Source organism: Geodermatophilus sp. Leaf369 (assembly GCF_001424455.1).
GTDB lineage: Bacteria > Actinomycetota > Actinomycetes > Mycobacteriales > Geodermatophilaceae > Klenkia.
The window spans coordinates 625,020-639,738 of the sequence record NZ_LMQA01000001.1; the positions used below are offsets into that span (position 1 = coordinate 625,020).

Here is a 14,719-nt window from a genome sequence, read left to right on the forward strand (position 1 = left end):
GGCGCGCCGGTCAGCCGGTGACCGTGGTCAGCTCGGGGCGCTTGGCGCTCCGGCCGTCGCCGGAGGACCGGCCGCGCACCCGGCGGCCGACCCACGGCACCACGAACGAGCGCACCCAGGCGGCCTCGGCGGCCACCCGTTCGCGGCGGGGCAACGGGTCGGCCGGACGCAGCGGGGTCGACCAGTCGTCCTCGACCTCCAGCCCGAGCACGGCGGCCGCGGCCAGCGCGGTGCGCCGGTGGCCCTCGGTGTTCAGGTGCAGCCGGTCGACGTCCCACATCCGGGCGTCCTGCACCCAGACCGCGCCCCACTGGTCGAGCACCACGGCGCCGTGCCGGCGGGCGATGGACCACAGGTGTGCGTTGTAGGTCGCCGAGCGACCACGCGTGCGCCCGATCAGCGGGGTCTGCCGGGGGTCGACCCCGGTGGCCAGCAGCACGTCGGCACCGGTGGAGCGGACCTCGGCCACCGCCTCGTCCATCAGCGCGGCCAGCGCGTCGGGGTCGGCGCCGGGCCGGAGCAGGTCGTTGCCACCGGCCACGATGCTCACCAGGTCCGGTGCTGCGGCCAGCGCCTCGGGCAGCTGGTCGTCGAGCACCTGGGCCAGCAACCGGCCGCGGACGGCGAGGTTGGCGTAGTCGATCTCGCCCTGCGCGGTCGCCAGGTGCTGGGCCAACCGGTCGGCCCAGCCACGGAACTCGTCAGGCCGGTCGCCGGGGTCACCGACACCCTCGGTGAAGGAGTCCCCGACCGCCACGTACCGCTGCCACTCGTCGCGCACGCGCCCATCATCGCCGGAGGGCCACGGTGGCCGAACACACACCCGGGCGGGTGCGTCGCGCAGGGCCAACGACCGGGATCATCTGGCCCCATGCGCACCGACGTCGCCTGCACCCTCACGATCTCCGCCCCCGTCCCGGCGACGGCCTTCCTCCAGGTGGCGGTGGCGACCCCCACCACCGAGGAGCTGACCATCGTGTCGGCCGGCACGGCCCGGACAGCGATCGAGACCCAGGTGCTCGGGGCCCGCGTGCACGAGCTGGAGCTGGCGGCCGGGGAGACGACGATCGCCTACTCGGCCTCGGTGGAGTCCGGCGGTCCCGCCCGCGAGGTCACCCCGGCCGACCGGGCCGAGTACCTCCGCCCCTCCCGCTACTGCCCCTCCGACCAGATCGAGGGCTACGCCTCCACCGAGTTCGACCAGACGACCGACCGGGCCGAGCTGGTCGGGCAGGTCGCCTCCTGGGTGGGCAACCGGCTGGTCTACGTCGCCGGGGCCAGCCGTCCGGTGGACACCGCGATCGACACCCTGCTCGCCGGCTCCGGCGTCTGCCGGGACTACACCCACCTGACCGTGATGCTGCTGCGGGCCCTCGAGGTGCCCGCCCGGCTGGTCGCCGTCTACGCCCCGGGCCTGGCGCCGATGGACTTCCACGCGGTCGTCGAGGCCGACGTCGACGGCGTCTGGAAGACCGTGGACCCCACCCGGCTGGCGCCCACGTCGTCCCTGGTGCGGATCTGCCACGGCCGCGACGCCGCCGACACCGCGTTCCTGTCGCTGTTCGGCGGCCGCGCCACGCTGGGCCGGATGACGGTCACCGCCACCGTCGACGGCCAGCTCCCGGCACCCTCCGACGAGCCGTTCCCGATGTCATAGCCCCGTAGGGACCTCTCGGCGTGGTCCTTCACCCGGGGGTGGACGCGCCGCCGGGGTGCCGGCGGCGCAGCTCCTCGGGCACCAGCTCCAGCAGCTCCTCCGGGAGCAGCGGCAGGTCCAGCAGCGACAGCTTCACCCGGCTGCGGTCGGCGGCCACCGAGTCGTCGATGCGCACCAGCCGGCCGGCCTCGGCCCGGCTGGTCACCTCCAGCACGTCCCCGGGTGCGACCCGGCCGGCCAGCAGCCCGTCCACCTCGACCGCCGGGCGTCCGGCGGTCAGCGTCACCCGCAGCGGCTCCCCGTGACCGAGCACCAGCGACCGGCTGATCCCGTTCATCGGCGCCGACGGGGTGACCAGGATGCCCTCGGCGCCCGGGCTCATCACCGGCCCCCCGGCGGCGTAGTTGTAGGCCGTGGAGCCCATCGGGGTGGCGATGATGAGCCCGTCGCAGCGGTAGTGCCCGTACCGCCGTCCGCTCACCGCGAGGTCGCCCTCGACCAGGCCCTCCCCGGGCACCCGGGCGAGCACCACGTCGTTGAACGCCACGGTCTCCCACCCGGGCCCGCGGACCACCAGGCAGGTGCGCGACTCGGTGGTCGACCGGCCGGCCGCCATCGCGGCCAGCGCGTCGTCGAGCTCGCGGCCCTCCACCTCGGCCAGAAACCCCAGCCGGCCCAGGTTGACCCCGAGCACCGGCACCGGCCGGTCGACGACCAGCCGCATCGCGCCCAGCAGGGTGCCGTCCCCGCCGAGGGCGATCAGGCCGTCGCACTCATCGGCGAGCTCGGCCAGCGCGACCGGCCGGACGCCCTCGACGCCCAGCCGGGCCACGTCGGGCTCGGCGGCGACCAGGTCGACGTCGTGCGTCGACGTCCAGGCCGCCACCTGGCGGGCCGCGGTCGAGCAGTCCCGCCGCGGGTGGAGCACCAGACCGATCCGCCCGGAGGCGTGCACCCGGTCAGCCCTTCAGCGTCTCGAGCAGCCGCAGCCAGACCTCGTTCATCGTCGGGTAGGCCGGGACCGCGTGCCACAGCCGGCTGATCGGCACCTCGCCGACCACCGCGATGGTGGCCGCCTGCAGCATCTCCGAGACCCCGGGGCCGACGAAGGTCAGCCCGACCAGCACCTGCCGGTCGGTGTCGACCACGGCGACGGCCTTGCCGCTGTAGCCGTCGGCGAACAGCGCGGACCCGGCGACGTTCCCGAGCTCGTACCGGACGACGGTGTGCGCCAGGCCCTGCTCCTCCGCCTGCGCCGCGGTGAGCCCGACCGAGGCGACCTGCGGGACGGAGAAGGTGACCTGCGGGGTGGCGGCGGCGTCGGCGGTGGCCACGAACGGCGACCAGTCGGCCATCGACACCTGCTCACCGGTCGCCCGCGCCACGATCGCGGCGCCGGCCTGCCGGGCCTGGTACTTGCCCATGTGGGTGAGGAGCCGGCGGCCGTTGACGTCCCCGACGCCGTACAGCCAGTCGACCCCGCGCACCCGCAGGGTGTCGTCGACGTCCAAGTACTCCCCCGCGGTCAGCCCGACGGTGTCCAGGCCGATGTCCTCGGTGCGGGCCTTCCGGCCGGCGGCGACGAGGAACTCGTCCCCGCGCACCTCGCCGGCGTTGGTCACCACGACCACGTCGTCGCCGTCCTTGCGCACGGCGGACACCGAGGTGTTGAGCTGCACGTCCACCCCCCGGCCGCGCAGCGACTCGGCGACGGCCTCCCCGGCCTCGGGCTCCTGCCCGGCCAGCAGCCGCCCGCCGCGCTGGAGCAGGGTGACCTGCGAGCCCAGCGCCGACCACGCGGTGGCCATCTCCACCCCGACCACCCCGCCGCCCAGGATCACCAGCCGACCGGGGGCCTGCTGGGCGCTGGTGGCCTCGCGGGCGGTCCAGACCTCGACGTCCTCGATGCCCTCCAGCGGCGGGACGGCGGCGTCCGAGCCGGTGCACACCGCGACCGCGTGCCGGGCGGTGAGCGTCGTGGTCGTGCCGTCCGCGGCCGTGACGACGACGGTCTTCTCCCCGTCGAGCCGGCCGGCGCCACGGACCAGGGTGATGCCGGCGCCGGTGACCCACTCGGCCTGGCTCGAGTCGTCCCAGTTGCTGGTGAAGGAGTTGCGGCGCTCGAGGGTGGCGGCGACGTCCTGGTCACCGGTCACGGCCGCGGCGGCACCGGAGACCGCGCGGGCCTCGTCGAGCACCTCGGTGCCGCGCAGCAGCGCCTTGCTCGGCATGCAGGCCCAGTACGAGCACTCGCCCCCGATGAGCTCGCTCTCCACGATCGCCGCGCTCAGGCCGCCCTTGACGACGGCGTCCGCCACGTTCTCACCGGTCGAGCCGGCGCCGATCACGATCACGTCGAAGGTCTGGTCTGCAGTCACGGCTCCAGTCTCCGGGTGTGGTCGACTGGCCGCATGCCGGTCGAGGGGTCCGAGTTCGCCGCCGCGCTGCGGCAGTACGCCGCCGGCGTGGTGCTGATGTGCGTGCGGGACGACATCGACGACGTGGGGACGACGGTGACCTCGGCGATGAGCGTCTCGGCGGACCCCCCGCTGGTCGCGGTCGCCCTGACCACCGACGGCTACCCGCACGAGGTGCTGGAGAGCGTCGGCTCGTGCGCGCTGAACGTGCTCGGCGTCCAGCACGAGATCCTGGCCAGCCGGTTCGCCTCGGCCGGTCGGCCCAGCGCCCGGCACCTGCTGGAGACCGTGCCGTGGCAGCGCGCGGAGCACAGCGGCGGGATCGTCCTGGACGACGCGGTGACCGCGCTGGACTGCCGGGTCGCCCAGCTCGTCCCGGCCGGGGACCACACCCTCGCCGTCCTCGAGGTGGTCGGCGTGCCGGTGCTGGAGGAGACCCGCGACCCGCTGCTGCGGCTGCGCGGCCGGTGGACCGACGGTGCGGGGCGGTCGTTCCGCCGCTCGTGACACCGGGTGTCGTACCGGAGGTCTAACTTCAGGGGCGATGACCGACTCCCCGTTCTCCGAGTCCGCCGTCCGCCGCGCCGTCGTCCGCGCCGAACGGGGCGCGACCCTGGACGCCGTCGAGGCCGAGACCCTGCTGCACGCCCGCGGGCTGGCCGAGGGCGAGCCGCTGGACCGGCTGCTCACCGCCGCCTCCCGGGGCCGAGACGCCGGCCTGGCCTCGGCCGGGCGCCCCGGGGTGGTCACCTACAGCCGCAAGGTGTTCATCCCGCTGACCCACCTGTGCCGCGACCGCTGCCACTACTGCACGTTCGTCACCACCCCGGGGCAGCTGCGGGCCGAGGGCAAGGCGCCGTTCCTGTCCCCCGACGAGGTGCTCGACGTCGCCCGGGCCGGCGCCGCGCTGGGCTGCAAGGAGGCGCTGTTTACCCTCGGCGACCGCCCGGAGGACCGCTGGCCGGTCGCGGCGCAGTGGCTGGAGGAGCACGGCTACGACTCCACGCTGGGCTACCTGCGGGCGATGGCGATCCGGGTGCTGGAGGAGACCGGCCTGCTGCCGCACCTGAACCCCGGGGTGCTGTCGTGGGAGGAGGTCCAGCGGCTCAAGCCGGTGTCGGCCTCGATGGGCATGATGCTGGAGACCACCGCGACCCGGTTGTTCACCGAGCCCGGCGGCCCGCACTTCGGCTCCCCGGACAAGGACCCCGCCGTCCGGCTGCGGGTGCTGGAGGACGCCGGCCGCTCGGCCGTGCCCTTCACCACCGGCGTCCTGCTGGGCATCGGGGAGACCCCGGCCGAGCGGGTCGACGCGGTGCTGGAGATCCGGGCCTCGGCGCAGCGGCACGGGCACGTGCAGGAGACGATCGTGCAGAACTTCCGGGCCAAGCGGCGGACGGCGATGGCCGCCACCGAGGACCTGGCGCTGCAGGAGTACGTGGCCGCGGTCGCCGTCACCCGGCTGCTGCTGGGCCCCAGGCACCGGGTGCAGGCGCCGCCGAACCTGACCGACCCCGCCGAGCTGGGCCTGCTGCTGCGGGCCGGGGTCGACGACTGGGGCGGGGTCTCCCCGCTGACGCCGGACCACGTGAACCCCGAGCGGCCCTGGCCGCACATCGACACCCTCGCCACCCTCACCGCCGAGGCCGGGTTCACCCTGCGCGAGCGGCTGGCGGCCCAGCCGCCCTACGTGGGCTCCCCGGAGCCCTGGCTGGACCCGCGGGTGCGCCCGCACGTCGCCGCGCTCGCCGGCCCGGACGGGCTGGCCGTGGAGGGCCGACTGCCCGTCGGGCTGCCCTGGCAGGAGCCCGACGAGGCCTGGGGCGGGACCGGCCGGGTCGACCTGCACACCGAGATCGACACCACCGGGCGGACCGGGGACCGGCGCAGCGACTTCGACGCCGTCTACGGCGACTGGGCCGAGCTGCGCGACCGCACGACCGCCGCCCGCGACGGGTCGTCCTCCGCGCTGCGGGTCGGTGACCCCGCGGTGCACGCCGCCCTGGGCCGCGCCGAGCTCGACCCGGCCGGGCTCACCGACGCCGAGTACCTCACCCTGCTCGGGGCCGACGGCGACGACCTGGAGGCGCTGACCGGGCTGGCCGACGCCGTCCGCCGGGACGTCAACGGCGACGACGTCACCTACGTCGTGAACCGCAACATCAACTTCACCAACGTCTGCTACACCGGCTGCCGGTTCTGCGCGTTCGCCCAGCGGCGCACCGACGCCGACGCCTACACGCTGTCCCTGGAGCAGGTCGGCGACCGGGTGGACGAGGCCTGGGCCGGCGGCGCGACCGAGATCTGCATGCAGGGCGGGATCCACCCCGACCTGCCCGGCACCGCCTACCTCGACCTCGCCCGGGAGGTGAAGCGCCGGCAGCCGGGCATCCACCTGCACGCCTTCTCCCCCATGGAGATCGTCAACGGCGCCGCCCGCACCGGGCTGTCGTTCCGGGAGTTCCTGCTGGCGGCCAAGGAAGCCGGGCTGGACTCGATCCCGGGGACGGCGGCGGAGATCCTCGACGACGAGGTCCGCTGGGTGCTGACCAAGGGCAAGCTGCCCAGCGCGACCTGGCTGGAGATCGTGGAGACCGCCCACTCGGTGGGCCTGCCCTCGACCTCCACGATGATGTACGGCCACGTCGACACCCCCGCGCACTGGGTCGCGCACCTGCGCACGCTGGCCGCGCTGCAGGACCGCACCGGCGGGTTCCGGGAGTTCGTGCTGCTCCCGTTCGTGCACCACAACTCCCCCATCTACCTGGCCGGGGTCGCCCGCCCGGGCCCGACGATGCGGGAGAACCGGGCGGTGCACGCGGTCGCCCGGCTGCTGCTGCACGGCCGGATCGACAACGTGCAGACCTCCTGGGTCAAGCTCGCCGAGGCCGGCACGCACGCCGTGCTGCAGGGCGGGGCCAACGACCTCGGCGGGACGCTGATGGAGGAGACCATCAGCCGGATGGCCGGCAGCGAGAACGGGTCGCTGAAGACCATCGCCGAGCTGGAGGCGATGGCCGCCGCGATCGGCCGCCCGGCCCGCCAGCGCACCACCGAGTACGGCACCCCGTCGGCCGAGCGGCTGGCCACCGCCCGCAGTGACGCCGGCCGCCGCGCGCTGACCCTGCAGATCACCCCCGCCTGAGCATCCGGAGGCCCGCGATGACCGATCCCTGGCACCAGCCGCTGCGGCACGTGCGGGCCACCGAGCTGTCCGAGGACACCGGCCAGACCGGCGGCATGCGCCGCCGCGAGGCGGTGTCGGCGCGCACCGTCGGCTCGCAGCGGCTGTGGATGGGCCAGACGCACGTCGCGCCGCACACGAACTCCGGGGACCACCACCACGGGGACTCCGAGACCTCGATCTACGTCGCGGTCGGCCACCCGGTGTTCGTCTTCGCCCGGGACGGCGCGGAGGTCCGGCTCGAGACCTCGCCCGGGGACTACGTGTTCGTGCCGCCGTTCGTGCCGCACCGGGAGGAGAACCCGACCGGCGAGGAGGCCGTGGTCGTCATCGCCCGCAGCAGCCAGGACGCGATCGTGGTCAACCTGCCCGGGCTCACCGCCGTCGAGCCCCCTGCGGGGGACTGACGCCACACGTCTGCGCCCGGCGCGGTCACCGGGCGTGAGCGCACGGCGCCGTCGGCGGCGGTCACCGTGACGCCCGCGGGTGCACCTGGGCCGGCAACCTCCCCCCAAAGGCTGGAGTCGCTCCAGCACCGTTGACGCCGTCTCACGCTGTGTCACATCCTGCTCACTGAACGCCTGCTACCGCAGGTGGAGCAGGGGTCGCCGTCGCCCCCGTCGCTCATCTCCGAGCGACGCACCCGCGTCGCGACCGAAGAGGACGTCCCGTGATCCCACGTGCCGGTCGCACCCGACCGACCCGACTCGGCCCGGTGCTGGTGCGCGCCGGCGTCGTGCTGCTGACCGCGGGCGCGCTCAGCGCCTGCCAGCTGCCCGACGTCAGCATGAGCCCCCCGATGTCCGAGAGCACGCCCGCGGCCACACCCCGCGCGACCGCCTCCCCCACGGCCACCGCCACGCCGACGGCCGACGCCGCCGAGGTCGACGCCGCAGCAGCCGAGGCCGCCGCCCTGGAGGCCGCCGCCACCCCCGTCCGCCCGCCGGGCGAGCTCGACGTCGGCTCGACCACGCACGTGGTGCCCGCCGGTGACCGCGACCTCGTCGTGGACTGGTGGACCGACCAGACGGCCGTCGACTGGACCGCCGGCGACCCGAAGACCCTGCAGCTGTCCGCGCACCTCGAGGGCGGCTCCGACGACGAGGTCCTGGTGCTGGTCACCCGCTTCGCCGCCGTGCTGGACGACGGGGTCACCCGCACCCAGGTCGACGAGGACCTCGGGGAGTTCGTCATCTCCGCGCCCTACACCTACGGCACGGTGCTGACCCTGCCGCCCTCGGACTCCGCGGCGACGTCGCTGTCGGTGTCCCTGCAGTTCGACCTGCTCGTGGAGACCGAGCCGGGTTCCGAGCGCTACTTCCGCCAGACCGTGATGGACACCCTCGTCCTCCCCCTCACCACCACTGCAGCCGAGCAGGAGACCCCGTGACCGAGATCGCCGTCCCCGACGTGACCACGCGCGGCATGCGCCGGTCCACCGACCGGGTCACCCTGCTGGCCCGCAGCGGAGGGGCCGACGTCCCCGACGTCTCGACCCTGGTGCCCGAGCAGTTCGCCGACCGCCGCGGGATGGCCTCCCGCCGGCACGCGACCATCGCCTGCGTCATCCCGGCCTACAACGAGCAGTCGACGATCCACGCCGTCCTGACCTCGATCCTGTCCCAGACCCGGCCGCCGGACACGATCCACGTCGTCATCAACAACACCGACGACGACACCGGCGAGATCGCCGGGGAGTTCCTCGGCGAGCACGAGCGCACCGTCAAGGGCCAGACCTACTCGACCGTCGTGCACGTGCACGACATCGGGGTCAACCCGGACAAGAAGGTCGGCGCGCTGAACTTCGGCTACTACGTCAGCCGCGGCCACGACTACATCCTCGGCGTGGACGGCGACACCACCCTCGACCGCTTCTGCGTCGAGTGGATGGAGAAGGAGATGGTGACCGACCAGCGCATCGGCGGTCTGTCGGCCATCTACTCCTTCGACAAGTCCACCGTGAAGGGCCCGATGGCGCGGTTCCTGGTCGCCGGTCAGCGCGCCCAGTTCGCCGGCTTCAACATGGACAACCTGGTCCGCGGCCGGAACATGGCCGTGCTCGGCGGGCAGTGCTCGCTGTTCAGCGTGCGCGCCCTCGAGCAGGTCATGTACCTCAACCACCAGGCCGCCCCCTGGGTGCGCGACTCCGAGGTCGAGGACTCCAAGCTCTCCCTGCAGATCAAGGACGCCGGGTACAGCACCAAGATCAGCGCCCGCGCCCGGGCGAACGTGGGGCCGATGGAGACCCTCCGGTCGCTGCACGGCCAGCAGGTGAAGTGGAACTACGGCGGCATCGACCTGCTGTGGCCCGGCCAGCGCGGGGACACCAAGGGCCAGCCCATGCACCCGAACCTGCGGCTGCGCTGGTACGAGAACCTGGCGATGGTCTTCAACATCTTCAGCCGGATGGCCTTCCTGCTCCTGCTGGCCGCGGCGCTGAGCATCGACGCCTTCGTGTTCAACCCGATCTGGCTGATCCCGCCGGTCGTGGCGACCTGCCTGAACCTGCGGATCGCGGCCTCCATGCACGACAAGAGCGGGTCGGACATCTTCTACGCCCTGCTCGTGGTGCCCGCCGAGGCCTACATGTGGCTGCGGATGGGCCACTTCCTCACCGCGTGGACGCAGTTCTTCGCCCGCTCGGACAAGGACAACTGGGCCGCCCAGGCCGCCGCCGAGCGTGGTCGCGGTTCGGCCTACGTCATGCCGCTGATCTGCGCCGTCGTCACCTTCGCGGTGCTGATCTTCGCCTGGAGCCAGCAGAGCGTGCAGCTGCAGTCGGCGATCCTCTCCATCGGCTGGCCGGTGCTCTACCTGCTGACGGTGCTGCAGACCGTCTTCATGCTCAAGAAGCTGGTCCGCCGCCAGCGCGGCTTCCAGGTCTGAGCGGTCGCCCGGCCGGCCCCCCCACGGGCCGGCCGGGCTCTATAGCGTGCGGGGCGTGAGCGCTCCCGCCCGACCCCCGTCCGCACTCGACGCCGTCGCCGACTCCTTCGTCGACGCGTACGCCGCCGCCGTCCCCGAGGTCGCCACGTACATCGGCGTCCCCGGGCACGACGACCGGTGGAGCGACCACTCCCCCGCGGGCCGGGCCGCGCTGGCCGACCTGCTGCGGACGACGATCGAGCAGGTGCGCGCCTGCGAGCCGGTCGACCACCGGGACGCCGTGGCCCGCACCGCGATGGTCGAGCAGCTGTCCTCCGAGCTGGCCCTGCTGGACTCCGGGTGGGCCGCGGCGAGCCTGAACAGCATGGAGTGCCCGCTGCAGGACTTCCGCCAGACCTTCGACGTCATGGCCGTGGACACCGACGAGGACTGGGCGGTGGTCACCCGTCGGCTGACCGCCCTCCCCGCCGCGGTGGCGCAGTACCTCGAGGGTCTGGACGCCGCCGCGGCCGACTGGAAGGTCACCGCCGCCCGGCAGGTCCGGCTCACCGCCGCCCTGGCCCGCACCTGGGCCGGCACCCCGCACGTCCCGGGCTTCTTCACCACCTTCACCGCCCCGGCCCCCGCCACCCTGCGCGCCGAGCTCGACCGTGCGGTCGAGGGCGCCCACGACGCGTTCCTGCGCTTCGCCGAGCACGTCGAGCGCGAGCTGCTGCCCCTGGCCCCCGAGCGCGACGGGGTGGGCCGTGAGCGCTACGAGATGGAGTCCCGGTACTTCACCGGCACCGCGCTGGACCTGGAGGAGACCTACGCCTGGGGTTGGCAGGAGCTGGCCCGGATCGTGGCGGAGAAGGCGGCGGTCGCCGAGTCGATCGCGCCCGGGCGGGGGTTCGCCGGCGCGGTCGAGGTGCTCGACGCCGACCCGGCCCGCCAGGTCCGCGGCCGCGACGCCCTGCAGCAGTGGCTGCAGGACACGGCGGACGCGGCGATCACCGCCCTGCACGGGGTGCACGTCGACGTCCCCGAGCCCGTGCGGGTGATCGAGGGCCGACTGACCCCGACCGCCGGCGGTGGCGTCTACTACTCCAGCCCCACCGAGGACTTCAGCCGACCGGGACGCATGTGGTGGTCGCTGCCCGACGGCGTGGAGGACATGACCACCTGGCGGGAGACGACCACGGTCTTCCACGAGGGCGTGCCCGGGCACCACCTGCAGATCGGGCAGGCGGTCTACAACTCCGCGCTGCTCAACCGGTGGCAGCGGGTGCTCTTCTTCTGCTCGGCGCACGGCGAGGGGTGGGCGCTCTACGCCGAGCGCCTCATGGGCGAGCTCGGCTTCCTCGACGACCCCGGTGACCGGCTGGGCATGCTCGACGCCCAGGAGCTGCGCGCCGCGCGGGTGGTCCTGGACATCGGGGTGCACCTGGACCTGCCGATCACCCCTGGCCACGGCATCACGGCCGACCGGTGGGGCTACGACGTCGCACTGCAGTTCCTCCGCGACCACGTCTCCATGGAGGACCAGATGCTGGTCGACGAGCTGCACCGCTACCTGGGCTGGCCGGGCCAGGCGCCGGTCTACAAGGTCGGCGAGCGGGTCTTCCTGACCTGCCGCGAGCAGGCCCGCGCCCGCCACGGGGACGCCTTCGACCTCAAGGCCTGGCACCAGGCCGTGCTGGACCTCGGCCCGCTGGGACTGGGTCAGCTGGCCGACGAGCTCGACCGGCTGTAGGCAGGTCCCGTGCGAGCGATCACCTACACCGAGACCGGTGGCCCCGACGTCCTGCAGCTGACCGACCGACCCACCCCGGAGCCGGGGCCCGGGGAGGTGCGGGTGCGGCTGGCGTTCTCCGGGGTCAACCCGACCGACTGGAAGTCCCGCAGCACCGCCGACCCCGGCGAGGCCGGGAAGACCCCGAACCAGGACGGCGCCGGCACGATCGACGCCGTCGGTGCGGGCGTGTCCCCCGACCGGGTCGGCGAGCGGGTCTGGGTCTGGGAGGCCGCCTGGCAGCGCCCGACCGGGACCGCGGCCGAGCAGACCGTCGTCCGCGAGGAGCAGGCCGTCCCGCTGGGCGAGCACTCCTTCGAGCTCGGTGCCGCACTGGGCATCCCGTTCATGACCGCGCACCGGTGCCTGACCGTGGCCGAGCACCTGCCCCGTCACCTGGCCCCCGGGTCGCTGGCCGGGGTGGCCGTGCTGGTGCAGGGCGGGGCCGGCGCGGTGGGCAACGCCGCGATCCAGCTCGCCCGCTGGGCCGGGGCCACCGTCATCACCACCGTCAGCTCGCCGGAGAAGGCCGCGCTGGCCCGGGCCGCGGGCGCCGAGCACGTCGTGGACTACCGGCAGGAGGACGTCGCGGCCCGGGTCCGCGAGATCGCACCCGACGGCGTGCAGGCCGTCGTCGAGGTGTCCATCCGGGCCAACGCCGAGGTCGACACGAAGGTCGTCGCCCAGCACGCCTCGATCGCGGTCTACGCCGACGACGGCGGCCCGGAGTTCAGCGCCCCGACCCGGGCGTTCATGGCCCTCAACACCCGGTTCCAGTTCGTGATGGTCTACACCGCCCCGGCCGAGGCGAAGGCCCAGGCGGTCACCGACATCACCGCCGCGCTGGCCGCCGGGGCGATCCGGGTGGGCGAGGACGCCGGGCTGCCGCTGCACACCCACCCGCTGGCCGAGACCCCCGCCGCGCACCAGGCGGTGCAGGACGCCGTCGTCGGCAAGGTGCTCATCGACGTCACCGCCTGAGCGTCGCGGCCCGACCTCAGTAGTGCCGTCGGGCCTGCAGCACCACGAGGTCCTCGCCGTCGACCAGGTACACCAACCGGTGTTCCTGGTCGATGCGCCGGGACCAGCACCCCGACAGGTCGCCACTGAGCCGCTCCGGCTTGCCCGTACCCGATCCGGGATCCCGGGCGGCCTCCACGATGAGCCGGTTCAGCCGGGTGAGCGTCTTCCTGTCCCCCGACCAACTCGTGTAGTCCCGCCAGCCGTGGGGGGTGAAGACCACCCTCACGGCAGGAGCCCGTGCTCCTCGACCTCACCCCGTCGGGCCTGCGACAGGCTCTGCCGCAGGTGCTCGGCGTTGGCCGGTGACTGCAGGAGGAAGACGGTCTCCTTCAGCGAGCGGTACTCGTCCTCGGAGACCAAGAAGGCCGTGCCGCCCTTGGACACGATCTCCACGGCCGTCTGGTCCTCGTTGACCTCCTGGATCAACGGGAACAGCCGCTGTCGGGCCTCGCTCGCGGTGACGGACACCGGACCTCCTGGAGGGTCGTCGTACGAGAAACGGTACCAGTGCACGCGGCCGACCGTCACCCTCACGAACGACTGGCCGCCCTCACCAGCGTTGGTGGGGGCGGCCAGGCTTCGATCAGGTCACCTGATCCACGCTGCGGAGCGGGCGGGGTCAGGCGCCGACGCCGAGGGAGCGGGCGATGAGCATCCGCTGGACCTCGCTGGTGCCCTCGCCGATCTCCAGGATCTTCGCGTCGCGGTAGAACCGGCCGACCGGGAACTCGTTCATGAAGCCGTAGCCGCCGTGCACCTGGGTGGCGTAGCGGGCGTTCTCCATGGCCATCTCCGAGCTGTAGAGCTTGGCGATGGCGGCCTCGCGCTTGAACGGCTCGCCGCGCAGCATCTTCTCCGCGGCCCGGTAGTAGGCCAGCCGGGCGGTCGACGCCCGCACCTCCATGTCGGCGATCATGAACGCGACCGCCTGGTTCTTGCCGATCGCCTGCCCGAACGCCTCCCGCTCACCGGCGTACTTCACGCTCTCGTCCACGCAGCCCTGGCACAGCCCGACGGCCAGCGCGGCGATCGCGATCCGGCCCTCGTCGAGGATCTGCAGGAACTGGGCGTAGCCGCGGCCCCGCTCGCCGACCAGGTTCTCCTCGGGCACCCGGACGTCGGTGAAGGACAGCTCGCGGGTGTCGGAGGCGTTCCAGCCGACCTTGGAGTACCGCTGGCCGACGACGAACCCCGGCGTGCCGGACGGGATCAGGATCGCCGAGATCTCCTTGCCGCCGTCGGGCCGGGTGCCGGTGACCGCGGTGACGGTGACCAGCTCGGTGAGCTCGGTGCCGGAGTTGGTGATGAAGGACTTGGACCCGTTGACCACCCAGTGGCCGTCCTCGAGCCGGGCGGTGGTGCGGGTGGAGCCGGCGTCGGAGCCGCCGCCTGCCTCGGTGAGCCCGAAGGCACCCAGCGCCTCACCGGCGCAGAGCTTCGGCAGCCACTCCTTCTTCTGCTCCTCGGTGCCGAAGCGGAACAGCGGCATGGCGCCCAGCGACACCCCGGCCTCCAGGGTGATCGCCACCGAGGAGTCGACCCGGGCCAGCTCCTCCAGCGCCACGCAGAGGGTGAAGTAGTCGCCCCCGGAGCCGCCGTACTCCTCCGGGAAGGGCAGCCCGAACAGCCCGAGCTCGCCCATCTGCCGCACGATCGCGGTGGGGAACTCGTCGGCCTCGTAGAAGGCCCCGATCTGCGGGCGCACGACCTCGTTGGCGAACTCGCGGACCATCGTCCGCAGCGCCTCGGTCTCGGTGTCCAGCCGGTAGTCCAGTGCCATC

Annotated in this window: 14 protein-coding genes; 8 read left to right on the forward strand and 6 right to left on the reverse strand. The window is 73.6% G+C overall.

All coding sequences use genetic code 11. The features are described 5' to 3' along the window. Window positions 1-10: 10 nt before the first annotated feature. Entirely contained in the window at window positions 11-781 is a 771-nt protein-coding gene (locus tag ASG36_RS03040; RefSeq protein ID WP_055759277.1) for an SGNH/GDSL hydrolase family protein, read from the reverse strand. 90 nt (window positions 782-871) lie between these two features. Between ASG36_RS03040 and ASG36_RS03045 the strand changes: the two genes are divergently transcribed. After that, window positions 872-1,657, forward strand: coding sequence for a transglutaminase family protein (locus ASG36_RS03045; protein WP_055759281.1), 786 nt, complete (start codon window positions 872-874; stop codon window positions 1,655-1,657). A gap of 28 nt (window positions 1,658-1,685) precedes the next feature. Here ASG36_RS03045 and ASG36_RS03050 read toward each other — a convergent pair whose 3' ends face one another. Both ASG36_RS03050 and ASG36_RS03055 read right to left on the reverse strand, forming a co-directional pair. Further along, window positions 1,686-2,612 (reverse strand): NAD(+)/NADH kinase, encoded by a 927-nt coding sequence (locus tag ASG36_RS03050; RefSeq protein WP_055759285.1) that lies wholly within the window; start codon window positions 2,610-2,612, stop codon window positions 1,686-1,688. A 4-nt stretch (window positions 2,613-2,616) separates the two neighbouring features. Beyond that, the gene (locus ASG36_RS03055) at window positions 2,617-4,035 is read right to left on the reverse strand and encodes an NAD(P)/FAD-dependent oxidoreductase (RefSeq protein WP_055759288.1); all 1,419 of its coding nucleotides are present in this window, start codon (window positions 4,033-4,035) and stop codon (window positions 2,617-2,619) included. 33 nt (window positions 4,036-4,068) lie between these two features. Here ASG36_RS03055 and ASG36_RS03060 point away from each other — a divergent pair, with 33 nt between their 5' ends. The 7 genes from ASG36_RS03060 (at window position 4,069) to ASG36_RS03090 (ending at window position 12,896) form a co-directional block, all read left to right on the forward strand. Next, window positions 4,069-4,581 (forward strand): flavin reductase family protein, encoded by a 513-nt coding sequence (locus ASG36_RS03060; protein WP_055759291.1) that lies wholly within the window; start codon window positions 4,069-4,071, stop codon window positions 4,579-4,581. A gap of 37 nt (window positions 4,582-4,618) precedes the next feature. Further along, on the forward strand, window positions 4,619-7,219 hold the full coding sequence (locus ASG36_RS03065) for a bifunctional FO biosynthesis protein CofGH (RefSeq protein ID WP_055759293.1): 2,601 nt from the start codon (window positions 4,619-4,621) through the stop codon (window positions 7,217-7,219). Window positions 7,220-7,236: 17 nt separating this feature from the next. After that, on the forward strand, window positions 7,237-7,665 hold the full coding sequence (locus ASG36_RS03070) for a cupin domain-containing protein (RefSeq protein ID WP_055759296.1): 429 nt from the start codon (window positions 7,237-7,239) through the stop codon (window positions 7,663-7,665). A 263-nt stretch (window positions 7,666-7,928) separates the two neighbouring features. Continuing rightward, window positions 7,929-8,648 (forward strand): hypothetical protein, encoded by a 720-nt coding sequence (locus ASG36_RS03075; RefSeq protein ID WP_055759299.1) that lies wholly within the window; start codon window positions 7,929-7,931, stop codon window positions 8,646-8,648. Next, window positions 8,645-10,144 (forward strand): glycosyltransferase family 2 protein, encoded by a 1,500-nt coding sequence (locus tag ASG36_RS03080; protein ID WP_235494518.1) that lies wholly within the window; start codon window positions 8,645-8,647, stop codon window positions 10,142-10,144. The genes ASG36_RS03075 and ASG36_RS03080 overlap by 4 nt, the downstream gene beginning before the upstream one ends. A gap of 55 nt (window positions 10,145-10,199) precedes the next feature. Next, on the forward strand, window positions 10,200-11,876 hold the full coding sequence (locus ASG36_RS03085; protein ID WP_055759301.1) for a DUF885 domain-containing protein: 1,677 nt from the start codon (window positions 10,200-10,202) through the stop codon (window positions 11,874-11,876). 9 nt (window positions 11,877-11,885) lie between these two features. Next, the gene (locus tag ASG36_RS03090) at window positions 11,886-12,896 is read left to right on the forward strand and encodes an NADPH:quinone reductase (protein ID WP_055759306.1); all 1,011 of its coding nucleotides are present in this window, start codon (window positions 11,886-11,888) and stop codon (window positions 12,894-12,896) included. A 16-nt stretch (window positions 12,897-12,912) separates the two neighbouring features. On the opposite strand, the gene ASG36_RS03095 is transcribed toward ASG36_RS03090, so the two are convergent. The 3 genes from ASG36_RS03095 to ASG36_RS03105 all read right to left on the reverse strand — a co-directional run bounded on the left by ASG36_RS03095 (window position 12,913) and on the right by ASG36_RS03105 (window position 14,718). Then, a complete protein-coding gene (locus ASG36_RS03095) occupies window positions 12,913-13,164 on the reverse strand; it encodes a Txe/YoeB family addiction module toxin (protein WP_055759308.1) in 252 nt (83 codons plus the stop codon). Beyond that, a complete protein-coding gene (locus ASG36_RS03100) occupies window positions 13,161-13,406 on the reverse strand; it encodes a type II toxin-antitoxin system Phd/YefM family antitoxin (RefSeq protein WP_055759311.1) in 246 nt (81 codons plus the stop codon). The genes ASG36_RS03095 and ASG36_RS03100 overlap by 4 nt, the downstream gene beginning before the upstream one ends. Before the next feature lie 151 nt (window positions 13,407-13,557). After that, window positions 13,558-14,718, reverse strand: coding sequence for an acyl-CoA dehydrogenase family protein (locus ASG36_RS03105; protein ID WP_055759314.1), 1,161 nt, complete (start codon window positions 14,716-14,718; stop codon window positions 13,558-13,560). Window position 14,719: the final 1 nt, after the last annotated feature.

What these genes read in the sequence shown, in the direction of transcription:
- ASG36_RS03045 (WP_055759281.1), top strand. Translation starts at nt 872, where the DNA reads ATGCGCACCGACGTCGCCTGCACCCTCACGATCTCCGCCCCCGTCCCG.
- ASG36_RS03060 (WP_055759291.1), top strand. Translation starts at nt 4,069, where the DNA reads ATGCCGGTCGAGGGGTCCGAGTTCGCCGCCGCGCTGCGGCAGTACGCC.
- ASG36_RS03065 (WP_055759293.1), top strand. Translation starts at nt 4,619, where the DNA reads ATGACCGACTCCCCGTTCTCCGAGTCCGCCGTCCGCCGCGCCGTCGTC.
- ASG36_RS03070 (WP_055759296.1), top strand. Translation starts at nt 7,237, where the DNA reads ATGACCGATCCCTGGCACCAGCCGCTGCGGCACGTGCGGGCCACCGAG.
- ASG36_RS03105 (WP_055759314.1), bottom strand. Translation starts at nt 14,718, where the DNA reads ATGGCACTGGACTACCGGCTGGACACCGAGACCGAGGCGCTGCGGACG.